The following is a 26,222-nucleotide window of genomic DNA, read 5'->3' as shown; positions in this document are numbered from 1 at the left end:
TAGGGTTCACTTTTGTTCTCTTCCGGGGCATGGTGCGACCCGCATGAATACAGATTCCTCCGATCTCTTCGGTTCGCTGTTCGAGGCACCGCCGCTGGTCAGCGTCGTGCCTGTCCTGGTGCCGCTGCCGGTGCCGGGTCCCTATAGCTATGCTGTGCCGGAAGGCTTGGCAGTGGAGCCCGGTTCCGTCGTGCAGGTGCCGGTCGGACCCAGGCAGTTGATCGGCGTGGTCTGGGATGGCGAGAACGACGACAGGCTCGATCCGAAGAAGCTCCGTCCGATCACGCTCGCCTTCGATTGTCCGCCACTTTCGAAGGAGATGCGCGATTTCGTCGATTGGGTGGCGAGCTATACGCTTTCTCCGCCCGGCCTCGTGGCGCGCATGGCGATCCGTGCACCTGCCGCGCTGGAGCCCGAGCCGATGGTGGAGGGGCTTCGTTATCTCGGCGGCCAGCCGGAGCGGATGACGCCGGCGCGTGCCCGGGTGCTCGATCTCGTCAACGAAGAAGAGGTCCCTTGGACCCGCAGCGGGCTGGCGCATGCGGCGGGGGTCTCACTCAGCGTGGTGGATGGGCTCACCGCGCAGGGGGTATTCGAGACGGTTTTTCTGCCCCCGCCTCCGGTCGTCGCAAAGCCCGATCCGGATTTTGTCGCGCCGCGCATCGAGGGGCCTCAGAACGAGGCCGCCGAGGAGATCGTCGGCTCGATCCGGGCCGGCGGCTTTTCCACTTCACTGATCGATGGCGTGACCGGTTCCGGCAAGACGGAGGTCTATTTCGAGGCGATCGCCGAGACGTTGCGGCGGGGCAAGCAGGTGCTGATCCTATTGCCGGAAATCGCACTGACCACGAGCTTCCTCGAGCGCTTCCAGGACCGGTTCGGCGCCAAGCCCGGTGAATGGCATTCCGATCTCTCGCCGCGCATGCGCGAAAAGGTCTGGCGCGGTGTGGTGACTGGCGAAGTGCGGGTCGTGGCCGGTGCGCGTTCGGCGCTCTTCCTGCCGTTCGAAGAGCTCGGGCTCATCATCGTAGACGAAGAGCATGACCCCGCCTATAAGCAGGAGGACCGGGTCTTCTACAATGCCCGCGACATGGCGGTGGTGCGCGCCCGGATCGGCGATTTCCCGATCGTGCTCGTTTCGGCGACGCCTTCGGTAGAAAGCCAGGTGAATGGGCTTTCCGGCCGCTACAACACCGTCCATCTGCCGACCCGTTTCGGCGATGCGGCGCTGCCGGACCTGCATCTCGTCGACATGCGCCGGCATCCGCCGGAGCGCGGCGGGTTCCTGTCGCCGGTGCTGATCCGCGCGATAACGAAGACCATCGAAAAGGGCGAGCAAGCCCTGCTTTTCCTCAATCGTCGCGGTTATGCGCCACTGACGCTTTGCCGCGTCTGCGGCCATCGGTTCCAGTGCCCGCAATGTTCGAGCTGGCTGGTGGAGCATCGCTTCAAGAGTCAGATCCAGTGCCATCAATGCGGTTATTCGGAGCCGACCCCGGAAGCCTGCCCGGAATGCGGCACGCTCGATCATCTGGTCGCCTGCGGACCGGGCGTCGAGCGGATCGCGGAGGAGGTGGAGAAGCATTTTCCGGAGGCGCGCACGATCGTCATGTCGTCGGACCTGCTCGGCGGCGTCAAACGCATGCGGCTGGAACTGGAGGCGATCGCCAAGGGCGAGGCGGATATCGTCATCGGCACGCAGCTCGTCGCCAAGGGGCATAATTTCCCGCTGATGACGCTGGTGGGCATCGTCGATTCCGATCTCGGCCTTTCGAACGGAGACCCGCGCGCGGCGGAGCGTACGTTCCAGCTTCTCAGCCAGGTGACGGGTCGAGCTGGTCGGACAGGCCTGAAGAGCCACGGCCTCCTGCAGACCTTCCAGCCGCAGCATCCGGTGATGCAGGCGATCGTCTCGGGCGATGTGCAGGCCTTCTACGAGCGGGAGATCGCCGAGCGGGAAAAGGCGATCCTGCCGCCTTTCGGCAGGCTTGCCTCGCTGATCGTGTCCGCCGATACGCGTGCTGATGCGGAAAACCATGCCCGTGGTCTCAGGGCCGCGGCGCCGAAGGTTACGGGCATCTCAGTGCTCGGGCCGGCGGAAGCGCCGCTCGCGCTGGTGCGCGGGAGGCACCGTTTCCGGCTCCTGGTGCATGGCCGGCGCAATTCCGACATGCAGGCTTTCCTGCGCGCGATGCTCGCCAACGGTCCGAAACAGCGGGGATCGGTGCAGATCCAGCTCGATATCGATCCCCAGAGTTTCCTTTAGGGCACCCTTCTTTGCGACTTGTTTACCGCTTGCATTAGAATCGAGCGATTCGAACGATGCGAGGACCGGATGGAACTTTATTTTCCCACCGAACTGGGCGAGCAGCTTGCCTTTATCTGTGCCGCAGCGACGGCCGCTCTCGGACTTTTTGCTTTCATCTTCCCCGCCTCCATCCTGCGCCTGTCGGCGTTCCAGATCGGCGAGGTGCGGCCGGAGGGCTATGCCGCCGTCCGCTCGGCTGGCGCGCACCATTTCGGGCTTGGCCTCGCCGCCATCATGCTGGCGCAGGACTGGATCTATATGGTGCTCGGGATCGCACTCGGATTCGCGGCTCTCGGGCGTCTCGTTTCCTGCGCCTTCGACAGAGCCTTCACCCCCCGAAACATAGCATTTTTCTTACTTCAGGTTGTGCTTGCCGCAGGGCCGCTCGCCTATGTCTTCGGCACGGTTTGAAGCCACAATTTGAGACTGTGGGCGGCAGAGGCCTGAAAATCCTTCGGCTTTCGGTATAAAATGCGCTCCAAGCCCTTGCGTCGTGGGCTTTTTCCGTTATCAGGCGTGTTGCGGTGGCCTACATCCTATGCTAGACGGACCGCGAAAGTCGGAAAGGGTAGGGCGCCCGCTCTACAGGTTCTGAGAAATAATCAAACGATTTCAAGGTCTTGCTGCACCTCTCCCAAAGGGTCTGGCGCTTGGAAGGCAATACAGGGAAACTGTGCCCGTGGCTGACACGTCCCAGCTTATTTCCGGTGTAGCGGAGCGTTACGCTTCCTCGCTTTTCGAACTGGCTCTTGAGGCTGGTTCGGTCGATAAGGTCGGTGCCGATCTTGATCGGTTTCAGGCGCTGCTGGATGAAAGCGAAGACCTGCGACGTCTGGTCGCAAGCCCGGTCTTTTCCGCCGAGGAACAGCGCAACGCCGTTTCGGCCGTCGCCGACAAGGCGGGCATCGCGGGCATCGTCGCCAATTTCCTGAAAGTCGTTGCCGGCAACCGCCGTCTTTTCGCTCTGCCCGGCATGATCCGCGCCTTCCGCGTGATCGCCGCGGAGCATCGCGGAGAAATCACCGCCGAAGTCACCTCGGCGCATGCGCTTTCCGCAGCGCAGGAAACTGAACTCAAGTCGGCGCTGAAGGGCGTCACCGGCAAGGACGTCGCCATCGCCGTGACGGTCGATCCGTCGATCCTCGGCGGGCTCATCGTCAAGGTCGGTTCTCGTCAGATCGATACCTCCCTTCGCACCAAACTTTCCACCCTCAAGCTTGCATTGAAAGAGGTCGGCTGATGGATATCCGTGCAGCGGAAATTTCCGCAATTCTCAAGGACCAGATCAAGAATTTCGGCCAGGAAGCCGAGGTTTCCGAAGTCGGCCAGGTTCTCTCCGTCGGTGACGGTATCGCCCGCGTCTACGGCCTCGACAACGTTCAGGCCGGTGAAATGGTCGAGTTCCCGGGCGGCATCCGCGGCATGGCGCTGAACCTCGAAGCCGACAACGTCGGTGTGGTTATCTTCGGCTCCGACCGTGAGATCAAGGAAGGCGACACCGTCAAGCGGACCGGCGCCATCGTCGACGTTCCGGTCGGTCCGGAACTGCTCGGCCGCGTCGTCGACGCGCTCGGAAACCCGATCGACGGCAAGGGTCCGATCAATGCGACCCGCCGCGCGCGCGTCGACGTCAAGGCTCCCGGCATCATTCCGCGCAAGTCGGTGCACGAGCCGATGTCGACCGGCCTCAAGGCCATCGACGCCCTCATCCCGGTCGGCCGCGGCCAGCGCGAGCTCGTCATCGGCGACCGCCAGACCGGCAAGACCGCCATCATTCTCGACACGATCCTCAATCAGAAGCCGATCCACGACAACGGCCCGGAGAACGACAAGCTCTTCTGCGTATACGTCGCCATCGGCCAGAAGCGTTCGACCGTCGCCCAGTTCGTAAAGGTTCTCGAGGAACGCGGCGCGCTGCAATACTCGATCATCGTTGCGGCAACGGCTTCCGATCCGGCTCCGATGCAGTACCTCGCTCCGTTCGCCGGCTGCGCCATGGGTGAATATTTCCGCGACAACGGCCAGCACGCCCTGATCGGCTACGACGACCTTTCCAAGCAGGCCGTCGCATACCGCCAGATGTCGCTGCTGCTGCGCCGTCCGCCGGGCCGCGAAGCCTATCCGGGCGACGTCTTCTACCTGCATTCCCGCCTGCTGGAGCGCGCCGCCAAGCTCAACGACGACCGGGGCGCCGGTTCGCTGACCGCCCTGCCGGTCATCGAAACCCAGGGCAACGACGTTTCGGCCTTCATTCCGACGAACGTGATCTCGATCACCGACGGTCAGATCTTCCTTGAAACCGACCTGTTCTACCAGGGTATCCGCCCGGCCGTTAACGTCGGTCTGTCGGTTTCCCGCGTCGGTTCCGCCGCGCAGATCAAGGCGATGAAGCAGGTTGCCGGCTCGATCAAGGGCGAGCTTGCCCAGTATCGCGAAATGGCCGCCTTCGCGCAGTTCGGTTCGGACCTCGATGCTTCGACGCAGCGCCTTCTGAACCGTGGCGCCCGCCTGACCGAGCTGCTCAAGCAGCCGCAATTTTCTCCGCTCAAGACGGAAGAGCAGGTTGCGGTGATCTTCGCAGGCGTCAACGGCTATCTCGACAAGATCGCCGTCAGCGACGTCGGCAAGTTCGAGCAGGGCCTGCTGTCCTACCTGCGCTCCGAAGGCAAGGCGATCCTCGATACGATCCGTACCGAGAAGCAGCTTTCGGACGACACGCGCGCCAAGCTCAAGGGCGCTCTCGACAGCTACGCCAAGTCTTTCGCCTGAGACCGGATCAAAGCCTAAGGACCGATAACGGATGCCTTCACTCAAGGATCTGAAAAACCGGATCGCCTCCGTCAAGGCGACGCAGAAGATCACCAAGGCGATGAAGATGGTCGCCGCGGCGAAGCTGCGCCGTGCCCAGGAAGCGGCCGAGGCTGCCCGTCCTTATGCGGAGCGGATGAACAAGGTGCTGGCCGGCCTTTCGGCCGCCAATGCCGGCAATGCCGAAGCGCCGCTGCTGCTTGCGGGCACGGGCAAGGATCAGGTCCATCTCCTGATCGTCGCAACCGGCGAGCGCGGCCTGGCGGGGGGCTTCAACTCCTCGATCATCCGCCTTGCCCGCGATCACGCGCTGAAACTGCTTTCCCAGGGCAAGACGGTGAAAATCCTGACTGTCGGCCGCAAGGGCAACGACGTCCTGCGCCGTTCGTTCAAAGAGAACATCGTCCACTACATCACCTTCCGCGAAGTCAAGCAGCTTGGTTTCGTGCAGGCCGACGAAGTGGCGCACAAGGTGCTGGAGATGTTCAACGCCGGCGAATTCGACGTCGCGACGCTGTTCTTCGCGCGCTTCCAGTCCGTGATCTCTCAGATCGCGACCGCGCAGCAGATCATTCCGGCGAAGTTCGAGACGGCCGAGACGGCCAATGGCTCTTCCGCGCTCTACGAATACGAGCCGGGCGAACAGGAGATCCTCGAGGACCTGCTGCCCAAGAACATTGCCGTGCAGATCTTCCGGGCGCTGCTCGAAAACAACGCTTCCTTCTATGGCGCGCAGATGTCCGCAATGGACAACGCGACGCGCAATGCCGGTGAGATGATCAACAAGCTGACGCTCTCCTACAACCGTCAGCGCCAGGCGCAGATCACCAAGGAACTCATTGAAATCATTTCGGGCGCGGAAGCGCTCTGACGTAAGAAAGAGGGTAAGAATCATGGCTACCGCAACGGGCTCGTCCCTCGGCAAAGTGACCCAGGTTATCGGCGCCGTCGTCGACGTCGCTTTCGACGGCGACCTGCCGGCGATCCTGAACGCGCTTGAAACCGACAACAACGGCAACCGCCTCGTTCTCGAAGTCGCGCAGCACCTCGGCGAAAACTCCGTCCGCACCATCGCGATGGACTCGACGGAAGGTCTCGTCCGCGGCCAGCAGGTCGTCAACACGGGTGCTCCGATCTCCGTTCCGGTCGGCGACCAGACCCTCGGCCGCATCATGAACGTCATCGGCGAGCCGGTCGACGAGGCGGGACCGCTCAACACGGAAACGAAGCGCGCCATCCACCAGGATGCTCCCGCCTATGTCGAGCAGTCCACGGAAGCGCAGATCCTCGTTACCGGCATCAAGGTCGTCGATCTTCTCGCTCCTTACGCGAAGGGCGGCAAGATCGGCCTCTTCGGCGGTGCAGGCGTGGGCAAGACCGTTCTCATCATGGAACTCATCAACAACGTCGCGAAGGCGCACGGCGGTTACTCCGTGTTCGCAGGCGTCGGCGAGCGGACCCGTGAAGGCAACGACCTCTACCACGAAATGATCGAATCGGGCGTCAACAAGCACGGCGGCGGCGAAGGCTCCAAGGCCGCGCTCGTCTACGGCCAGATGAACGAGCCGCCGGGCGCCCGCGCCCGCGTCGCGCTTACGGGTCTGACCATCGCCGAGGACTTCCGCGACAAGGGCCAGGACGTTCTGTTCTTCGTCGACAACATCTTCCGCTTCACCCAGGCAGGTTCGGAAGTGTCGGCTCTGCTCGGCCGCATTCCGTCGGCCGTCGGCTATCAGCCGACGCTCGCGACCGACATGGGACAGATGCAGGAGCGCATCACCACCACCACCAAGGGCTCGATCACCTCGGTTCAGGCCATCTACGTTCCGGCCGACGACTTGACCGACCCGGCGCCGGCGACCTCGTTCGCCCATCTGGACGCAACGACCGTTCTGTCCCGTTCGATCGCCGAGAAGGGCATCTATCCGGCCGTCGATCCGCTCGACTCCACTTCGCGCATGCTTGACCCGATGGTCGTCGGCGAAGAGCATTACGAAGTCGCCCGTAAGGTCCAGACGACGCTGCAGCGCTACAAGTCGCTGCAGGACATCATCGCCATCCTCGGCATGGACGAACTGTCCGAAGAGGACAAGATGACGGTTGCCCGCGCCCGCAAGATCGAGCGCTTCCTGTCCCAGCCGTTCTTCGTCGCCGAAGTCTTCACCGGCTCGCCGGGCAAGCTGGTCGCGCTCGAAGACACGATCAAAGGCTTCAAGGGCCTCGTCAACGGCGAATACGACCACCTTCCGGAAGCCGCCTTCTACATGGTCGGCTCGATCGAGGAAGCGGTCGAAAAGGCCAAGAAGCTGGCGGAAGCCGCCTGATCCTGAACGAGATGGCGCGCGGGAGTTTTCCGGCGCGCCATCCCGCATGAAACACGAGAGCATCTTCGGCAAAGCCGATCGCCTTCGATGCTCTACCATTTGTTTTCACGCAATTCCGGACGCAAAACCGCTACGCACTTTTGCTGGAATTGCTCATAGGAAGTGGACCGTCATGGCCGACGCTTTCAACTTTGAACTGGTTTCGCCCGAGCGCCTGCTCGTCTCGGAAAAGGTCACCGAAGTGGTGATCCCGGCGACGCTTGGTGAAATGACGGTGCTGGCCAATCACGCGCCGACGATGACGACCATCAAGCCGGGCGTGGTTTCCGTGAAGCTCGCTTCCGGTCAGGTCAGCAAATACGTGGTCTTCGGCGGCTTTGCCGACATCCTGCCGACCGGCTGCACGCTGCTTGCCGAATCCGCCGTTCCGGCCAGCGAGCTGACCCGCGAGACGCTGCAGCGGCGGATCGAGACGACGCAGGCCGAGATCAACAAGGCCCAGAACGACGAACACAAGACGAAGCTGGAGCAGTTCCTGGCCGAGCTGACGCATCTCAACGGCGTCGTCATCCCGGCGTAAGCACAAGCTTTTCTCCGATGAAGTCGAGGCGGCCCGGGAGGTCGCCTTTTCTTTTGCCTATCGCTGGCCGGATAGTCGTCAGACGCCAGGGAGGTCAGACGATGCCCTCCCGCTTCGCGGGTTCGGCTCGGGCTGGCGGCAATTCATCGTCATGATCCGGCCGGCTTGTATCTCCGCGGGCAACAGTTTAGCCATCTGAGGCGGAGGAAGGCGATGATAGACAAGTTGGAATTCTTCATTGCGCTTGCGCGCGAGGGGCATTTCGGCCGGGCAGCCGAGGAGTGCGGTATCTCGCAGCCGTCGCTTTCGGCTGCGATCCGCCAACTCGAGGAGCAGCTCGGCGTGCAGCTCGTTCTGCGCGGGTCGCGCTTCCAGGGCTTGACCCCGGAAGGACAGCGAGTGCTGGAATGGGCGCGGCGGATCGTCGGCGACGCGCGCACGATGCGCGAAGAGATGCGCGCGGCGCGAAAGGGTCTCGCCGGACACATCCGGCTGGCGGTCATACCGACCGCGCTTGCCATGGTGCCGCGCCTGACCGAGCCATTTCAGGAGAGGCATCCCGATGTCACCTTTTCGGTGGTTTCCCGCAATTCGCTGCAGGTGCTGAGCCAACTCGACAATTTCGAGATAGATGTGGGCATCACCTATCTCGACAACGAGCCTCTCGGCCGCGTGACCAGCGTGCCGCTCTATTTCGAGCGTTACAATCTCGTGACCGCAGTGGGGACGCCGTTTGCCGATCGCGAAAGCGTGACGTGGAAGGAAATGGCCGATCTTAGGCTCTGTCTATTGACGCCGGACATGCAGAACCGCCGGATCATCAACCAGCATCTCGCGGATGCCGGGATCAGCGTGGAGCCGATGCTCGAATCGAATTCCATGGTCGTGCTTCTGTCGCATGTCGGCACCGGCCGCTGGGCGAGCATCATGCCGCGCAATGTGGCGCGTTCTTTCGGATTCGCCAGGCAAATCCGCACGATCCCGATCGTAGAGCCTGAGGCGAGCCATGTCGTCGGGCTTGTCGCCGCGCATCGGGAGCCTTTCACACCGCTGGTTTCCGCATTGCTTCACGAAGCCAGAAGCCTGGCGCCCGACGCCATGGCTTGATAGGTTTTTTCTATCGCCTGACCGATCTCCTTTATTGACGGTTGCCGCATGGGTTGCGAGACTCCATGTCACAGGCGAAGTGCGACTGTCGTACAGCTTCGCCAGCTTTCTGATCCCGCAGATCTTGCGACGGCCCCGGCGTTGAAACGAGGGATAAGGGATCAGCCGGGAGGCAAGAATATGAATATGCGCATTTCCGCCGGTGAGTTCACCGAGCGGTCGCTTCAGATCATCAGGGATCTGAAGCATCTGGAAGGGCCGATGCTGCCGATCCTGCATGCGATCCAGGCAGAGTTCGGCTACGTGCCGGATGAGGTGAAGCCGATCATCGCCAGCGAGCTCAACCTGTCGCGCGCCGAAGTGCACGGCGTGGTCACCTTCTATCACGAGTTCCGCGACCATCCGGCCGGCCGGCACGTTTTGAAACTCTGTCGCGCCGAAGCCTGCCAGTCGATGGGCAGCGACCGCATCGCGGATCGCGTGCGGCAGCTTCTCGGCATCGACTTTCACCAGACGACCCTCGACGGCGCGGTGACGCTGGAGCCGGTCTACTGTCTCGGGCTCTGCGCCTGCGCGCCCGCCGCCATGCTGGACGGCGAGGTCTATGGCCGGGTCGACGAGCACTGTCTTGGCGAAATCGTCGCGGAGTTAAGCCGATGACGGTCAAGATTTTCGTGCCGCGCGATGCCGCAGCGCTCGCGCTCGGAGCCGAAAAGGTGGCGAAGGCGATTACCCAGGAGATCGCAGCCCGCGGCCTCGATGCGAAAGTGGTGCGCAACGGCTCGCGCGGCATGTTCTGGCTGGAGCCGCTGGTCGAGGTCGAGACCGAAAAGGGACGCATCGCCTATGGCCCGGTCAAGGCAGGCGATGTGTCAGGCCTTTTCGATTCCGGTCTGCTGCAGGGCGGAGCGCATGAACTCTCGATCGGGCCGACCGAGGAAATTCCCTTCCTCAGAGAACAGACGCGGCTGACCTTCGCCCGCTGCGGCATCACCGATCCGCTGTCGATCGAGGACTATCGCAGGTATCGCGGGTTTGCTGGCCTTGAAAAGGCGATTGCCACGACGCCGGCCGATATCGTCAGGCAGGTCACCGACAGCGGGCTTCGCGGCCGCGGCGGGGCGGGCTTTCCGACCGGCATCAAGTGGAAGACGGTGATGGATGCGGCGGCTAGCCAAAAATACATCGTCTGCAATGCCGACGAGGGCGACAGCGCCACGTTTGCCGACCGGATGATCATGGAAGGCGATCCCTTCGTGCTGATCGAAGGCATGGCCATAGCGGGCATCGCGACGGGCGCCACCAAGGGCTATATCTATACCCGCTCGGAATATCCGCATGCGATCGCCACGATGACGGAGGCGATCGAGATCGCCCGGGCGGCGGGCATTCTCGGCCTGTCCGTCATGGGTTCGGCTCACGCATTCGATCTCGAAGTCCGCTCCGGCGCCGGCGCCTATGTCTGCGGCGAGGAGACCTCGCTGCTCAATTCGCTCGAAGGCAAGCGCGGCATCGTGCGCGCCAAGCCGCCGCTGCCGGCATTGAAGGGCTTTCTCGGCCGGCCGACGGTGGTCAACAACGTCATCTCGCTCGCCTCCGTGCCGGTCATCATGGACCGGGGTGCGGAGTATTATAAGAACTTCGGCATGGGGCGTTCGCGCGGCACGATCCCGATCCAGATCGCCGGCAATGTCAAGCATGGCGGACTCTACGAAGTCGCCTTCGGCCTGACGCTCGGCGAGATTGTCGATCGGATCGGCGGCGGAACCGCGACCGGCCGGCCGGTGAAGGCGGTGCAGGTGGGCGGCCCCCTCGGCGCCTATTTTCCGCGCGCTCTGTTCGATACGCCGTTCGATTACGAAGCCTTCGCGGCAAAGGACGGGCTGATCGGCCATGCCGGCATTACCGTCTTCGACGATACGGCCGATATGCTGAAGCAGGCCCGCTTTGCGATGGAATTCTGCGCCATCGAGAGCTGCGGCAAGTGCACGCCCTGCCGCATCGGCTCGACGCGCGGCGTGGAAACGGCCGACAAGATCAAACAAGGCATCGAGCCGGAGAAGAACAAGGCGCTGCTGGCAGACCTCTGCAACACGATGAAATTCGGCTCGCTCTGCGCGCTCGGCGGCTTCACGCCCTATCCTGTCATGAGTGCGATGACGCATTTCCCGGAGGACTTTTCGCCGGCGCCGATGGTGGAGGCTGCGGAATGAGGAGCGATCTGCAAAGCAGACGAAAAGCCAGTGATTTGGCTTTCCGAGCGACGAATGCCCGGAGCGATAGCGAAGGGCGGGTGGCGAAACCCCTCCCGCTCGCTTTGCTCGCCGCCCTCCCCACAGGTGGGAGGGCTCAATATGCGGCGCCGTCGCCATTCAAATCGAGGCAGAGCGGAGCCGCGAGACTTCTCCCCCCTTGTGGGGGAGATGGCCGGCAGGCCAGAGGGGGTGTTTCGGCTCCCACGTTGAAACTTCCCAACAAGGAGGCACACAATGTCCCTCGTTCATGAAATCGACTACGGCACGCCGGCATCGCGGTCCGAAGCCCAGGTGACGCTCACCATCGACGGTCGCCAGATCACCGTGCCGGAAGGCACGTCGGTCATGCGCGCCTCGATGGAAGCCGGCATCAAGGTGCCGAAGCTCTGCGCCACCGACATGGTGGATGCCTTCGGCTCCTGCCGCCTCTGTCTCGTGGAGATCGAAGGCCGGGCCGGAACGCCCTCATCCTGCACCACGCCGGTCATGCCGGGCATGGTCGTCCACACGCAGACCGGCCGGCTGAAGGACATCCGCCGCGGCGTGATGGAGCTCTATATTTCCGACCACCCGCTCGACTGTCTCACCTGCGCAGCCAATGGCGATTGCGAACTGCAGGACATGGCAGGCGCCGTGGGCCTTCGCGACGTACGTTACGGCTATGACGGCGACAACCATGTCAAGGCGCGCAACAATGGCGAGATCAACGTCAAGTGGATGCCGAAGGACGAGTCGAACCCTTATTTCACTTATGATCCGTCGAAATGCATCGTCTGCTCCCGCTGCGTGCGCGCCTGCGAAGAGGTGCAGGGCACGTTCGCGCTGACGATAGAGGGTCGCGGTTTCGGCTCGCGCGTCTCGCCCGGCATGCACGAGCATTTCCTCGATTCCGAATGCGTCTCCTGCGGCGCCTGCGTGCAGGCCTGCCCGACCGCGACGCTGACCGAGAAATCGGTCATCGCCATCGGTCAACCGGAGCATTCGGCGGTCACCACCTGCGCCTATTGCGGCGTCGGCTGCTCCTTCAAGGCGGAAATGCGCGGCGAGGAGCTCGTGCGCATGGTGCCTTACAAGGATGGCCAGGCGAACCGCGGCCATTCCTGCGTCAAGGGACGTTTCGCTTACGGTTACGCGACCCACAAGGACCGCATCCTCAACCCGATGATCCGCGAGAAGATCTCCGATCCCTGGCGGGAAGTGACCTGGGAAGAGGCTTTCGCGCATGTGGCATCCGAATTCCGCCGCATCCAGTACCAGTATGGCCGAGATGCGGTCGGCGGCATCACCTCCTCGCGTTGCACCAACGAGGAAACCTACCTCGTCCAGAAGCTGATCCGCGCCGGCTTCGGCAACAACAATGTCGATACCTGCGCCCGAGTTTGTCATTCGCCGACGGGCTATGGCCTCGGCCAGGCCTTCGGCACCTCGGCCGGCACGCAGGATTTCGACTCGGTCGAGCATTCGGATGTCGTGATCGTCATCGGTGCCAATCCGACCGACGGGCATCCGGTCTTCGGCTCGCGGCTCAAAAAGCGGCTGCGCCAGGGCGCCAAGCTGATCGTCATCGATCCGCGCCGCATCGATCTCGTGCGCACGCCGCATGTGGAAGCGGCCTACCATTTGCCGCTGCAGCCGGGCACGAACGTCGCGGTGCTCACTGCGCTTGCCCATGTCATCGTCACCGAAGGTCTGTTCGACGAAAAATTCATCCGCGAGCGCTGCGACTGGTCGGAGTTCGAGGATTGGGCGGCTTTCGTCTCAGAGGAGCAGCACAGCCCGGAAGCGACGGAAAAATTCACCGGGGTTCCGGCCGATCTCGTTCGTGGCGCGGCCCGGCTTTATGCCACGGGCGGCAACGGCGCGATCTATTACGGCCTCGGCGTCACCGAACACAGCCAGGGCTCGACGACCGTGATGGCGATTGCCAACCTTGCCATGGCTACCGGCAATATCGGCCGCCCCGGCGTCGGCGTGAACCCGCTGCGCGGCCAGAACAACGTGCAGGGCTCCTGCGACATGGGCTCGTTTCCGCACGAGCTGCCGGGCTATCGCCACATCTCCGACGATGCGACCCGCGACATTTTCGAGAAGCTCTGGGGTGTCACGCTCAACAACGAGCCGGGCCTGCGCATCCCCAACATGCTGGATGCCGCCGTCGAGGGCACGTTCAAGGGCATCTACATCCAGGGTGAGGACATCCTGCAGTCCGACCCCGATACCAAGCACGTTTCCGCCGGCCTCGAAGCCATGGAATGCGTCGTGGTCCACGACCTCTTCCTCAACGAGACCGCCAACTACGCGCATGTCTTCCTGCCGGGTTCGACCTTCCTCGAAAAGGACGGCACGTTCACCAATGCCGAGCGCCGAATCAACCGTGTCCGCAAGGTCATGAGCCCGAAGAACGGTTACGGCGATTGGGAAGTGACGCAGAAGCTTGCCCAGGCCATGGGGCTCAACTGGAACTACGCGCATCCGTCCGAGATCATGGACGAGATCGCGGCGACGACGCCGAGCTTCGCCAGCGTTTCCTACGACTATCTCGACAAAATGGGTTCGGTTCAGTGGCCCTGTAACGAGAAGTTCCCGGAAGGCTCGCCGATCATGCATGTCGACGGCTTCGTGCGCGGCAAGGGCAAGTTCATCCGCACGGAATATGTCGCGACCGACGAACGCACCGGCCCGCGCTTCCCGCTGCTGCTCACCACCGGCCGCATCCTCAGCCAGTACAATGTCGGCGCCCAGACCCGACGCACGGAAAACGTCACCTGGCATGCGGAAGACCGGTTGGAAATCCATCCGCATGACGCCGAGCAGCGCGGTATCAAGGACGGCGACTGGGTGAAGCTCGCCAGCCGTTCGGGCGACACGGCGCTGCGCGCGCTGATCACCGATCGCGTGGCGCCGGGCGTGGTCTATACGACCTTCCATCATCCGGACACACAGGCGAACGTCATCACCACCGACTTCTCCGACTGGGCGACGAATTGCCCGGAATACAAGGTGACGGCGGTGCAGGTCTCGCCTTCCAACGGTCCGACCGAATGGCAGAGCGATTACGACGAGCTCACGCGCCGCTCGCGGCGGATTGCGGGGAAGCTGGAGGCGGCTGAGTAGTGTTTTTTGTCAGCCGCTCCACCCCCCTCTGCCCTGCCGGGCATCTCCCCCTCAAGGGGGGAGATCGAATCGCGGCAACGTTTCGTCTCCAACGAGAGTGGAAGATTGGGGGAAGCCGGCAAGTCTTGCCAATCTCCCCCCTTGAGGGGGAGATGCCCGGCAGGGCAGAGGGGGGTATTTCGTGACCCACTTCAAAACCACCGCCGCAGCTCCCGAGATCGTCCGCCGCAACGGCGTCGTCCGCGCCGGTTCGCGGGTGGTGCCGGAAGAGGTGCCGGTCGCCTTTTCCTATGGCGGTTCCACGCATGCCGTGATGATGGGCACGCCGGCCGATCTCGATGATTTCGCAGTCGGCTTCAGCCTGACGGAGGGCATCATCGCCTCGATGGCGGAGATCGAGGCGATCACCGTCGTCGATGAAGGCCGGGGCCTCGACGTGCAGGTGACGCTCGCGGAAGAGAAGGAAGACGCATTGCGCGCCCGCCGACGTCATATGGCCGGGCCGGTCGGTTGCGGCCTTTGCGGCATCGAGTCGATCGACCAGGCGATACGGCCCGTGCCGGATGTCTCTTCCGTGCCGTTGGCGCTGACGACGAAGGACGTGGCGGAGGCGGCCGCGGCGCTCAACAGCGCACAACCGCTGCACCACGAGACCCATGCTGTGCACGGCGCCGGCTTTTTCGTGCCGGGGCAGGGGCTCGTTGCCGTTCGCGAGGATGTCGGTCGCCACAACGCCCTCGACAAGTTGGCCGGTGCGGTCATCCGCAAGGGTGTGAAGGGTTCGGACGGAGTGGTGGTCGTCACCAGCCGCATCTCGGTCGAGATGGTGCAGAAGACGGCGATCCTCGGAAGCCCGGTTCTGATCGCCATTTCCGCACCGACCGCGCTTGCCATCCGTACGGCGGAGGACGCAGGCATGACCCTCATCGCGCTGACGCGGGGTGAGGATTTTGAGATTTTCACGCGTACCGATCGCATTGCCACCGGAGTTGTCGCCGATGTCGCATGATAAGAGCCCGGAGCAGCTGGTGCTCGACAAGCTTGTCCGGATGGCGAACCAGATCGCCACCTTCTTCATGTCGCAGCCGGAGAACGTGCGTGCGGAAGGCGTGGCGACCCATATCAACAAGTTCTGGGCGCCGCGTATGCGCCGGCAATTCTTCGAGCACCTCGACAAGGGCGGAGAGGGCCTCCTGCCGCTCGTCATCGAGGCTTCGACGCTGATCCGCCGGCCGGAAGCCAAGGTCGGATCGGGCATCGGCGTCGGGGAGGATGCAAAGGAAGGTGCGCCCGGCGGCAAGGATCCGGGCGCAGGAGAATCGCTCTCCGAACCGAGTATTCCGGGGAGCGCGGCTTAGCTTCTTCGCGGCGACGCGCTTTACTCGGACCTAAGGCCATGACTCAGAAAACCGCAGCGGTTCACGCTGCGGGGTTTTTCGGGTGAAGGGACTTTAGAAATTTTCCCATTCCTGGGCCTTCACCTTCAGGTTCGCATGCGCCAGGCGCAACGGCGTCACATGGGCGTGGGCCGGGCGTGTCTCCCGTGCCACCGGCCTGGCTTCCGGCTGGCCGCCGACATCGAACTGCGAGAGCAGAACCCGGAGGCTTTCGGCCTCGCCGGCCAGCGAATGGCTCGCGGCCGTGGTTTCCTCCACCATCGCGGCGTTCTTCTGGGTCGCCTGGTCCATGTGATTGACCGCCTGGCTGATTTCCCGAAGGCTGGCGGCCTGTTCGCGCGAGGCCTCGACGATGGCCGTCACATTGGCGTGGATTTCCGTCACCTGGCCGGCGATCTCACGCAGCGCCGTTCCGGTCCGGCCGACGAGGCTGACACCGCTCGAAACCTGCTGGCTCGACGTGTTGATCAGCGTCTTGATTTCCTTCGCCGCTTTGGCGGAGCGTTGCGCCAGTTCGCGCACCTCTTGGGCGACGACCGCAAAGCCCTTGCCCGCCTCGCCGGCGCGTGCGGCCTCCACTCCGGCGTTGAGCGCCAGAAGGTTGGTCTGGAACGCGATATCGTCGATCACGCCGATGATGTTGGTGATCTCCCCGGAGGACTGGGCGATCTGGTCCATGGCTGCGATCGCGTCCCGGACAACGAGGCCGGATTGCTCGGCATGTTCCTTGGTGTGGGTCACGAGCCTGCCGGCCTCGTCGGCGCGGCGGCTCGAATCGCCGACCGTGTTGGTGACCTGCTCTAGTGCCGCCGCCGCCTCTTCCAGCGAGGCAGCCTGCTGTTCGGTCCGTTTCGCGAACTCGGTGGAGGCGTCACGAACCTCGTTCGACGCAGCGGCGATGCCGGCGGCATTCTTGCCGACGACCTGCATGGCGTCGCGCAGCTTGGCGGCGACGGTGTTGAAGTCGTGGCGGACCGTTTCCATCGTCGGCACGAAGGGCGTGCCGAGGCTCTGGTCGAGCTTGCCGTCGGCCAGGTCGAGCAGACCCTTGCCGAGTTGGCCGATGGCGCTCATGCGGGGCGTCACGTCGGTCGCGAACTTCACGACCTTGGTCACCTTGCCGCTCATGTCGCGGATCGGGTTGTAGGCCGCCTGGATCCAGATCTCCTTGCCGTGCTTGCCGTAACGCACGAACTCGTCCGCAATGAATTCGCCATCCGCGAGCCGCTTCCAGAATGCCCGGTATTCCTCCGAGGCGGCATAGGCCGGATCGCAGAACATGCGGTGATGCTTGCCCTTGATCTCCGAAAGATCGTAGCCGAGACCCTTGCAGAAATTTTCGTTGGCGGTGAGGATTTCGCCTTCCGGCGTGAATTCGATCACCGCCTGCGACCGTCCGATCGCCGCGAGCTTGCTGGCATCCTCGACAGCGGCGAGCTTGATCGCCGTGATATCGGTTGCAAACTTGATCACCTTGTAAGGCTTGCCGCCGCGGAAGACCGGGTTGTAGGAAGCCTGTATCCAGATATCCTTGCCGGACTTGGTAATCCGCTTGTATTCCCGCGCGTCGAATTTGCCGGCGGCGAGATTGGCCCAGAACGCCCGGTATTCCTCGGAGGCCGCATAATCGGGATCGCAGAACATGCGATGATGCTTGCCCTGGATTTCCGGCAACGCGTAGCCTAGCGCCTGACAGAAGTTCGCGTTGGCGTTGAGTATCCTGCCCGTCAAATCGAACTCAATGACGGCCTGTGACCGCGATATAGCATCGACCACGTGGAGAGCCTCCACGGCCTTACCTATCCCCAGCATCCCTATCTCCTTGAAAAGACGAAACCTAGTTACCTCTCCCGGTTTCGATCCTTCAGACCCTCCATGTGCGGCGGCTCTGAAATGTAACCCTTGGCTGCATTAGTGCATCGAAATATTAATAGGTAATTTAAGTAAATCGAAAATATCTGTTCTGCCGAATAAATCGGGATCGAAGACGTGTTCTTGTCTGAGGGGCATGAAAAAGGCCGCCGGAAATCCATCCGGCGGCCCGTGTTTGTTTCAGGCCGTCACCACGGCCCAGGTAGGCGGCAAAGGTTTCAGGCAGCCAGATCTTCGGCTTCGTTGCCCTTGAACATCTTGGCAAGGTTCAGGAAGCAGATCATGCCGTTTTCGTTGGCAATGATCCCTTCGGAGAAGGATTTGTCGAAGGAAGCGGAGATTTCCGGAACCGGCTGAACCTGACTGGAGGGAATGGTCAGAATATCGGAGACGCGGTCGACCAGCATCCCGATGATCATGTTATGGACTTCGGCCACGACGATGGCGCTGCGCTCATTGGCGACCGTACTCTTCATGCCGAGCTTGTAGGCGAGGTCGATGATCGGGATCACGGAACCGCGCAGGTTCATGACGCCGATCACGTCGGCGGGCGCATGCGGGATCGGCGTCGAAGGCGCCCAGCCGCGGATCTCGCGGATCGTCGTCGTCTTCACGCAGAACTCCTGATCGTGCAGGCGAAATGCAATGATCTCCAGCGTTTCGCCGCCGTAGCTTGTGGAGTTGATCGTCGTAGCCATCAGAATTCTTTCCAACTATCCGGTGCCTGGGCGGGAGCGGCGGCAGCGATGTGGAGCGCGCGACCGTTGCCGTGGTTTTGCGTGCCAGGAATGCAAAGGTCGTGCATCAGGTTACGCTTCGACAATCCTATGCGAAGAGTGTTGCCCAAATCTGAATGAAAAATGCGGAGTTTTGCCTGTCGGGATATTACGCCGACCGGGTGGGGCGGTCGAGCACACGCCGGCCGAAGAGGCTTGCCGTGAGTTCCACCATGATGCGGGCGCTTCGGCCGCGATCGTCCAGGAAAGGATTGAGCTCGACGAGATCCAGCGAGCAGACGAGCCCGGTATCGTGCAGCATCTCCATGATCAGGTGCGCTTCGCGGAAAGTGGCGCCGCCCGGCACGATCGTGCCCACCCCCGGCGCGATATCCGGATCAAGGAAATCGACATCCAGGCTGACATGCAAAAGGCCGTTCGCGGCGCTCACCGTTTCGATCACCTGGCGCATGATCGCGGCAATGCCGTGCTCGTCGATGGCGCGCATGTCGAAGACATTGACGCCGTGTTCGGCGATGAGCTTCCGCTCGATCTCGTCGACGGACCGGATGCCGACCTGGAAAACGTGTCTCGGGTTCACCATCGGCCGGTCTTGGTCGAGGATGGGGGCGAATTCCGCATGGCCGGTAAAGAAGGCGACCGGCATGCCGTGGATATTGCCGGAGGGCGAGGTTTCCGGCGTATTGAAATCCGCATGCGCATCGACCCAGAGCACGAAAAGCGGCCGGCCGATTTCGGCGGCGTAACGCGCCATGCCGGGCACGCTGCCCATGGAAAGGCTGTGATCGCCGCCCATGATGACCGGAATAAAGCCGGCCCTGGCCTTCTCATAGGTCCGGCTTTCGAGCGCCCGCGCAAATGCGCCGACGACGGGCAGGTTCTTCGCATCCCGCCGGTCTTCGAGATCGGCGGCCGGCTCCGGGCGGAGATCGCCGCTGTCGCTCACACGGAAGCCGAGGCCTTCCAGCGCCTTGGCGATGCCTGCCAGCCGGAAGGCGGCCGGGCCCATGGCGCAGCCGCCGCGGCCGGAGCCCTCTTCCAGAGGAACGCCGATCAGTGTGATGTCCTTGGAGGTCATTCTCTTCTCCTGGGGGCAGGCAGGACCAAATGGCTATGAAATCAGTATTCGCGCTCGTAAAAGATGCCGGCCTTGCCGCCTTCCGTGCCCGCGCCTGCCTTGAGTTTCACGCCGCGGCCGATATCGAGGTTGATCGTGGCTTCTGCTCCGCCCGAACCGCCCTGCTCGACCTGCACATAGGTGCGGTTGTTGATGTAGCGGCCGACCGATACGGTCGTCTGGCCCGTTTCGTCGGTGTTGATGTCGAGATCATCGACGCCGAGATTGCTGCGCAGCGTTTCGAGAAGCGAGGTGGAGCCGCCGCCGGCGAGCTGGGTGACGGCATCGGCGAGCTGGGCGATCTGCAGCGGCGAAAGCCGCGACATGGACTGGCCGAATATCAGCCGCGCCAGAACCTCGTCCTGCGGCAAGGCGGGCGAGGAGGAGAAGGTGATGGTCGGATCGTTCGCCACGCCCGTGACGTTCACCGTGATCGTCGTCTGGGCGGACGTCGTGGTGGCTTCCATGTTCAGGACCGGGATCAGGCCGCCCCCGAAGGTGATGTCGCCTTCGGTGAAATCGAGGCGCTTGGCGAGGATGACGATGCGCCCGCGGCGCATCTCGAAGCCGCCCGCGACGATCGGCGCCACCGCCGTGCCCGTGACGGTCAGCTCGCCGCCGAGCTCCGCATCGATGCCGCGGCCGCGGACGAATATGCCGTTGGGAGCGCTGATCTGCAGGTTGAGCGCGATCGGTCTCGAACTGCCCGTTGCATCTTTCGGCCGCAGCTCCTCCATCTGGCGCAGCACGTCCGGCGGGGCGTTGCGGTGGCGAATGTCGATGGCGGTGAGCGAGGTCGGAAGACGCGCGGGCACGGTGATCGCGGCCTTGGTGAGCGTCACCCGGCCGCCGAGAACCGGGCCGGAGGTCAGCGGTCCGGTGATCGTCAAGGCGCCGTCGGCCGTCGCGGCAAACAGCGTGCCGTCGGCATAGGTCGCCTGCGCAAGCGTGATCCTCAGGTCTGCCGGAAAGCCGGAGCCGGGCGCGATGCCGACCGAGCCCTGGGCGGATATGGTGCCGCCGCCGGAAAGCCGGCCGGAAAGCCTGGAAATGTTGGCGCTATTGCCGTCGAAGGAGACGTTGGCGGCAAGATCGGTCACTGCAAGGTTACGCCGCACATCGACAAACCGCGCGCCGGAAGAGGAGGCGGTGCCGGTGATCGCCGGTGCGGCCGCCGTACCCCTGATGGCGACGTCGACATTGCCGGTCCCTTCCAGCACGAAGCCCTGTGCCGCAAGCTGCCCGGCCAAGATGGAGAAGGGCAGTTGGCCGTTGAATTGCAGGTCGAGCGGCTTCTGGTCCGCAAGCGAAACCGAACCGCGGCCCGATAGCGAGATGCCGCCCCCGCCCGAAAGGCGGGTCTCGACCGTGACCGTGCCGTTCTGGAAGGTGCCATTGGCGGTGATGTTCAGTGCCGCAAGGCCTGCGGATGCGGTCTGGCTGACGCCGGCATCCGCCCAGCGAAGGTCATAACGGACAGCCGGCGCCTCCGGCGTACCGGTCGCGGTGACCGTGCCGGAAATCGTGCCGCGGGCGCCGAGGCTCGGCGCGAAAGCGTTGATCAGGCCGGCGGGCACGGCATTGGCGCGGGCGTTGATGTCGAGGGCCGGAACGCCGTTCTGAAGGATGACGCGTCCCGTGGCGGAGAGGTCGAGACCGTCCGAACCCGTCAGGCGGGTCGCGTCTAACGCGACTGTCCCGCCCGCGAAGCTTCCGCTTGCCTGAAGGCGAAACGGACTGATGCCAGCATCGCGCGTCTGGCGAAGCTGTGCATCACTCCATTCAAGATCATAGCGGATAGAGGGAGCGGAAGTGGTGCCGGTCGCATTGACGGTGCCGGAAATCGTGCCCGCCGCGTTGATTGCCGGAACGAAGGCGTTGAGCAGGTTCGCGGGCAGCGCCTTGATATTGGCGGTCAGATCGAGCGCCGAACCGGCCGTGCCATTGACGGTGACGCTGCCGTTGCCGGTTGCAAGCGTCAGGTCGGCAAGACGGGCGCCGCCATCGGCAATGGCGATGCGGGTCGGCGCGGCAAGCCGGATCGGTATGTTGCGCGGCGAGGCGGTAAAACTTTCGATCCCGACCGAAATATCCGCACCGGTCTGGACATCGCCGACGGCATTGAGCGGCGCGTTGTCATATTGGGCCGCGAGGTTGAAGCTTGTCCTGTTGTCGCCGTGGCTGACGTCGAGGTTGATGTCGTTGACGCCGACCGAACCCGCGCCGATGCGGGCGGCGCGCACGGTGCCTTCGGCCGCAATTGCCTTGATGTCGGGAACCGCAAGGTCGATATTCGGCTGCGCGATCTCGATCGAGCCGCGGCGGAGCGCATTGCCGGATGCCCTGACCACGGCGCCGGCCCGGCCGTCCGTATTGCTGAGCATGACCGTGCCGCGCAGATCGCCCTGCGCCAGCTGGCCGGCGAGGGCGGCCAGCAGCGAGACATCGGGAAAATCGAAGGTCAACTGGCCTTCCGGAAGAAATTCAGGCGAGAAATTCAACGCGCCGTTGAGCCTGTTGGGACCGACTTCGACATTGATTGCCGGTGCGCTTGTGCGGCCTTCGGTCGAGGCCACGTCGGCATTGATGCGGATCGGCTGGCTGTCCAGCGATCCCGTGGCCGCCAGCTTGCCCTTGGGCGCATTCGGATCGGCCGTTCCGTCCAGGGTCAGGCTCAGGTCCTGCAGCCTGCGGCCGGCCATCCGCGCATCGGCGGAGTTGACGATCGCCTTGACACCCACCGCGGTTATCGGACCGTTGGCAGAAATATCGAACCCTGCGGCCCCTTCGGCCTCCGGCAGCCAGCGCTTCAGGTCCGGCACACGGCCGGCGAGGCGGCCGGTCACGTTCTGGTTTTCGAGCAGGACGCTGCCGTGCGCCTCGACCGCATTGGATCGCATCACGAAGTTCTCGAGGCTCACGCGGCCGCCGGTGACCGCGTTGACATAGCCTTCGGCCGAGAGCTTGCCTTCGAACTTGGAGACCAGAGAAGGCGGCAGCACGGTGGGATTGGCGAAGATGCGGAAATTGCCGGTCACCGCCTGTTTCGACATGTCGTATGCGCCTGAAAGCGTACCGTTCACGTTGGGGCTGTCGAAGGTTGCCGCATCGAGGCCGATTGCCGGAGGAGCAAGCCTCAGCGGCGCATCGAGCGTCACCGGCCCGCGAATGATCCGGTCGAGATCGTCGCTTGCAAAATCCGTGCGCGCCACGGTGAACCGGCTGCGGATGCTGCCCGTGCGGTTGACGAGATTGAGATCTTCGCTTTCCGCCTGCAGGCGGATCTGACCGAAGCGGCCCTGAGGCAGTTCGGCGGCGTTCAGCGCGGCGGTGGCATTGAAACGCGCCGCGGAAGCGGCGCCCGTAAGGGTGAAGTTGATGCTCTCGAAGGAGAAGCGGCTTTCCTGGCCGTTGATAGGCCAGACGAAATCCACTGGGCCGTTGGTGCCGGTAAGGCCTGCAGTCAGGCTGTTGTCGCCGGTCGGATCCCAGGCCCCCTTTGCGGAAACCCTCACGGCGCCGGAGACAAGATCGCCGCGTTCGATGTCCACACGGCCGGACGGCGCGTAGACTGCGGCGATGTTGATATCCGTCGTGCCGTCGAACAAGGGACGGAAGGCAGGCGGCAGCAGCGTGGCGAGTTGGCCGCCGCCGGTCACCTCGACGCGATGCCGGCCGTTGTCGACCAGCATATGCTTGCCGTCGACCGCGATCACCGGCGTGCCGCCGACGCTGCCCTGCAATTTGCCGGCCCAGTTGGAAAGCGGTCCTTCGCCGTCGAGGGCCAACTGGACCGCCGGAGCGCCGGGCAGCCGCAGGAGACGGGCAAGCAGGCCGCCCTGCGGCTCGGAAACCGACGCTTTCAGGGTCAGGCGGTTCTCGGAAGGCGCATAGACCACGTCGGCGGCGGCCTTCGCGTCCGGTTCGTCCTTGCGGGTCGCCTCGAGATCGAGCGAGATGTCGGGACCGGTCGCGTTGATCGAGCCCTTGACCGAAAGCGAGAAATCCCGTCCGCCCGAAAGCGCCTGGGAGAGGTTGATGTCCGGCAGGTCGATCTGCGCCACGCGGATGCCGACCGGCAGCGGCGATCCCGAGGATGTCGACGTAGTCTGCGCCGGAGCCGGCGTTTTCGGCGGCCTCGGTGGGCGGATGAAGTTCACCGTCTCGGCGGAAATATGCTCGGCGCGGAAAACGCCGCCGACGAGTGCGGCCGGCGACCAGTCGATCTTGATGCCGCCGATCTGGGCATAGGGGCCTGCCTCGTCGGAAAGCGTGAGCGCGTCGATGCGCAGATCGCCGGTCAGAAGGCCTTCGGGCCGCGAGAAGGTTATGGTCCGGTCCGGGGTGGAGACGATCGCCGATATGCGGTCTGCCGCCACCCGCCCACCGACCGGGGTCAGCGCCACGAAAAGTATTACACCGAGCGCCATGACGAACAGGATCGCGACCGCGCCCAGCGCAGCCTTCAAGATCCATTTCAACAGGCGAACCATCAGCGTCATGCCCGGTCTCGTCACCCTCTCAAACTGCCCTTCAGAATGCCTGCCCTATGCCTGCATAGATACCGTATTGGCTACCGCCGTCATAACGCTGCAATGGAATTGCAACGTCCAATCGGAGCGGCCCGAAAGGCGTGGCATATCGCACGCCGATCCCCGCGCCAGTTCGTATATCAGAAAAATCAGGCATGATTCCGGTCGATACCGTACCGACATCTATAAAAGGTACAATGCCTATGTTTTCTGACACTTTTACCCTCACTTCGAAAGATCCCAGTGCATAGGATCGTCCGCCGGTGGCCTCGTCGTCGCTGTTATAGGGCGAAATCTCCCGGTAGGAATAACCGCGTACCGACCCTCCGCCTCCGGCGAAGAAGCGCCGCGTCGCGGGGATGCTTGCAAGACCGTCCCCGCCGACGAGCGCGCCTGCCGCAAGCCGTCCGGCAAGCACGACGCCATCCTCCTCCCCGAAGCTGAGATAGCTGGAGATGGAGCCTTCGAATGACGAAAAGACCGTATTGTTCAGAACCTCGTAGCTCGGCTTTGCCGCAAGGGTCGCGTGATAGCCTTCCGTGGGGTCCAGCTTGTTGTCGCGGGCGTCGCGCTCGAAGCCGAGCGGCAGGCTGACGGTGACATATTCGTTCTTGCCGAAGGCGTCGTCGGTATGGATCCAGGCCACTTCGCCGCCGGCAGTGAGCTTGTCCCTCTCGTTCAGCTCGTAGGAAATGCCGGCCGAATAGGTGACCGACTGCGCCTCGTAGGCATCCGGCGTCTCGCTCTTGGCTTCCAGGCGGGATTCGAATGTCGCCTCCGGCACGAAGGCGCCGGGCTTGGTGTAGATGATGCCGGCGGAATAGTCGTAGGTCGTCAGATCGGTCGTCGCCCCGATGCCGGAAACCTTCCCCTCGATGCGCAGCGATTCGGCCTCGCCGAAAAGGTTGCGGTGCCCCCAATATCCCTGGAGGCCGACGCCGTCGAGCGAGGAATATTCGGCGCCGAAGCCGAAATAGCGATGCTTGCCTTCCGAAACCTCGATGGTCAGCGGCAGCGAACCATCCGGTGCCAGCTTGTCCGCCTCGCGGATCGTCACGCTCGAAAAGACGCCGAGTTCGCGCAGTCGGTCGTTGGCCTTCTTCAACTGTTCGGGCGAATAAGGACCGCCTCTGTCGAGTCGCGAATAGCGGCCGATGAAAGCGGCGTCGACGCTGCGCGATCCCTTGACCGCCACGGCGCCAAACGGAGCCACGGGGCCGCCGACGGCGCCGAGCACCACATCGACGGTGTTGGTGCGATGGTCGGCGGTCACCTGCCTCTGGGTCAGTTTGGCGAGCGGCCGGCCCTCATCCTTGAGGTCCACAAGAAGCTGTTCGCCTGCCTTGAGGATCAGCCGCGAGCCTGCCTCGCCGCCGGGCACGAGATCGTATTTGGTGGGATCGCGGCCGGCGGCATCGCCATCGAATCGCACCGAGCCAAGCTTGAAGACGGGGCCCGGATCGATACGGACCGTGACGGGAACGGGGCCCGAGTGATCGAAGGTCGGAGTGGGCGGCAGGCTGTCGATGTCGGTGCCGGCAACGGAGATGTGCACGGTGCCGCCATAGCGGGCTTCTTCGTAGAGGACGGCGATCAGCCGGTCGCGATCCTCACGGGCCTTGATGACCACGCCGAGGTCTCCGGACACGGGTTGCTTCTCGTCGGTGACGAGGGACGCAGCCGATTCCAGGCGCTCCTTCAGATCCTTGTCCGCATTGCCCGTCTCGAGCGTCGCGTCGTAGCGGACGGGATCGATGACCTCCACCGCGTCGTCGTCGTCATCGCCGAAGAGCGTGATGCCGAAGATTTTGAAGGCATAGGCGTTGCCGGCAAGCGGCGGAGCGGACAGAAGGGCGGTGGCGAGCATTGCAGCGGCGCCTGCTCTCCTCAGCTTCCGTTTCTGTGTCCGCCCGGTGTGTTCGTTCCGCATACGCAAACTGACTGACGATTCCCCTATCGGAGCCTCCATGGCCCCCAAACGAGGGAACCTATCTAACGGCAAAAGACGGGGTGGGGTACCCCTTGTCGGTTTTTCGCGATGATTTCGCGAAAGAAAAAGCCCCGGAGCGGT

The 26,222-nt window shown here is 63.4% G+C and carries 18 protein-coding genes; 13 read left to right on the top strand and 5 right to left on the bottom strand.

What is annotated here, in order from left to right; genetic code table 11:
• The first annotated feature begins 43 nt into the window (after positions 1-43).
• From ACMGE0_RS09650 to ACMGE0_RS09590, 13 genes are all read left to right on the top strand, one after another.
• Positions 44-2,266: a primosomal protein N' gene (locus tag ACMGE0_RS09650; RefSeq protein ID WP_436815634.1), complete on the top strand. Its 2,223-nt coding sequence runs from the start codon at positions 44-46 to the stop codon at positions 2,264-2,266.
• Between the two features lie 69 nt (positions 2,267-2,335).
• Positions 2,336-2,719 carry an AGROH133_08824 family phage infection protein gene (locus ACMGE0_RS09645; RefSeq protein WP_436815633.1) on the top strand — a complete coding sequence of 128 codons (384 nt, stop codon included), beginning with the start codon at positions 2,336-2,338 and terminating at the stop codon, positions 2,717-2,719.
• Between the two features lie 262 nt (positions 2,720-2,981).
• Entirely contained in the window at positions 2,982-3,548 is a 567-nt protein-coding gene (locus ACMGE0_RS09640; protein ID WP_436815632.1) for a F0F1 ATP synthase subunit delta, read from the top strand.
• A complete protein-coding gene (atpA, locus tag ACMGE0_RS09635; RefSeq protein WP_436815631.1) occupies positions 3,548-5,077 on the top strand; it encodes a F0F1 ATP synthase subunit alpha in 1,530 nt (509 codons plus the stop codon). Before ACMGE0_RS09640 ends, atpA begins: the two co-directional genes overlap by 1 nt.
• A 31-nt stretch (positions 5,078-5,108) precedes the next feature.
• Positions 5,109-5,987 carry a F0F1 ATP synthase subunit gamma gene (locus ACMGE0_RS09630; protein WP_436815630.1) on the top strand — a complete coding sequence of 293 codons (879 nt, stop codon included), beginning with the start codon at positions 5,109-5,111 and terminating at the stop codon, positions 5,985-5,987.
• 22 nt (positions 5,988-6,009) lie between these two features.
• Positions 6,010-7,440: a F0F1 ATP synthase subunit beta gene (gene atpD, locus ACMGE0_RS09625; protein ID WP_436815629.1), complete on the top strand. Its 1,431-nt coding sequence runs from the start codon at positions 6,010-6,012 to the stop codon at positions 7,438-7,440.
• Between the two features lie 172 nt (positions 7,441-7,612).
• Positions 7,613-8,020 (top strand): F0F1 ATP synthase subunit epsilon, encoded by a 408-nt coding sequence (locus ACMGE0_RS09620; protein ID WP_436815628.1) that lies wholly within the window; start codon positions 7,613-7,615, stop codon positions 8,018-8,020.
• A 213-nt stretch (positions 8,021-8,233) separates the two neighbouring features.
• Entirely contained in the window at positions 8,234-9,127 is an 894-nt protein-coding gene (locus ACMGE0_RS09615; protein WP_436815627.1) for a LysR family transcriptional regulator, read from the top strand.
• Positions 9,128-9,307: 180 nt separating this feature from the next.
• Positions 9,308-9,787 carry a formate dehydrogenase subunit gamma gene (locus ACMGE0_RS09610; protein ID WP_436815626.1) on the top strand — a complete coding sequence of 160 codons (480 nt, stop codon included), beginning with the start codon at positions 9,308-9,310 and terminating at the stop codon, positions 9,785-9,787.
• On the top strand, positions 9,784-11,340 hold the full coding sequence (locus ACMGE0_RS09605; protein ID WP_436815625.1) for a formate dehydrogenase beta subunit: 1,557 nt from the start codon (positions 9,784-9,786) through the stop codon (positions 11,338-11,340). The genes ACMGE0_RS09610 and ACMGE0_RS09605 overlap by 4 nt, the downstream gene beginning before the upstream one ends.
• 276 nt (positions 11,341-11,616) lie before the next feature.
• A complete protein-coding gene (fdhF, locus tag ACMGE0_RS09600; RefSeq protein ID WP_436815624.1) occupies positions 11,617-14,496 on the top strand; it encodes a formate dehydrogenase subunit alpha in 2,880 nt (959 codons plus the stop codon).
• A gap of 181 nt (positions 14,497-14,677) precedes the next feature.
• Complete coding sequence (fdhD, locus tag ACMGE0_RS09595) at positions 14,678-15,505, top strand: formate dehydrogenase accessory sulfurtransferase FdhD (RefSeq protein WP_436815623.1); 828 nt, start codon at positions 14,678-14,680, stop codon at positions 15,503-15,505.
• Positions 15,495-15,854, top strand: coding sequence for a formate dehydrogenase subunit delta (locus ACMGE0_RS09590; protein WP_436815622.1), 360 nt, complete (start codon positions 15,495-15,497; stop codon positions 15,852-15,854). The genes fdhD and ACMGE0_RS09590 overlap by 11 nt, the downstream gene beginning before the upstream one ends.
• Before the next feature lie 93 nt (positions 15,855-15,947).
• Here the strand turns inward: ACMGE0_RS09590 and ACMGE0_RS09585 are convergent, their stop codons facing one another.
• From ACMGE0_RS09585 to ACMGE0_RS09565, 5 genes are all read right to left on the bottom strand, one after another.
• Complete coding sequence (locus ACMGE0_RS09585; protein ID WP_436815621.1) at positions 15,948-17,705, bottom strand: methyl-accepting chemotaxis protein; 1,758 nt, start codon at positions 17,703-17,705, stop codon at positions 15,948-15,950.
• A gap of 278 nt (positions 17,706-17,983) precedes the next feature.
• Positions 17,984-18,463, bottom strand: a complete 480-nt coding sequence (locus ACMGE0_RS09580) for a chemotaxis protein CheW (protein ID WP_436815620.1) — start codon at positions 18,461-18,463, stop codon at positions 17,984-17,986.
• A gap of 187 nt (positions 18,464-18,650) precedes the next feature.
• Complete coding sequence (gene rocF / locus ACMGE0_RS09575; RefSeq protein ID WP_436815619.1) at positions 18,651-19,580, bottom strand: arginase; 930 nt, start codon at positions 19,578-19,580, stop codon at positions 18,651-18,653.
• A 41-nt stretch (positions 19,581-19,621) separates the two neighbouring features.
• Positions 19,622-24,121 (bottom strand): translocation/assembly module TamB domain-containing protein, encoded by a 4,500-nt coding sequence (locus ACMGE0_RS09570; RefSeq protein ID WP_436815618.1) that lies wholly within the window; start codon positions 24,119-24,121, stop codon positions 19,622-19,624.
• Positions 24,122-24,152: 31 nt separating this feature from the next.
• Positions 24,153-26,081, bottom strand: coding sequence for an autotransporter assembly complex protein TamA (locus ACMGE0_RS09565; RefSeq protein WP_436815617.1), 1,929 nt, complete (start codon positions 26,079-26,081; stop codon positions 24,153-24,155).
• Between the last annotated feature and the right edge of the window lie 141 nt (positions 26,082-26,222).

This window comes from Neorhizobium descurainiae, assembly GCF_051400715.1.
Taxonomy (GTDB): domain Bacteria; phylum Pseudomonadota; class Alphaproteobacteria; order Rhizobiales; family Rhizobiaceae; genus Neorhizobium.
Note: the sequence above shows the minus strand (reverse complement) of the source record. Positions and strands in the feature narration are given on the sequence as shown.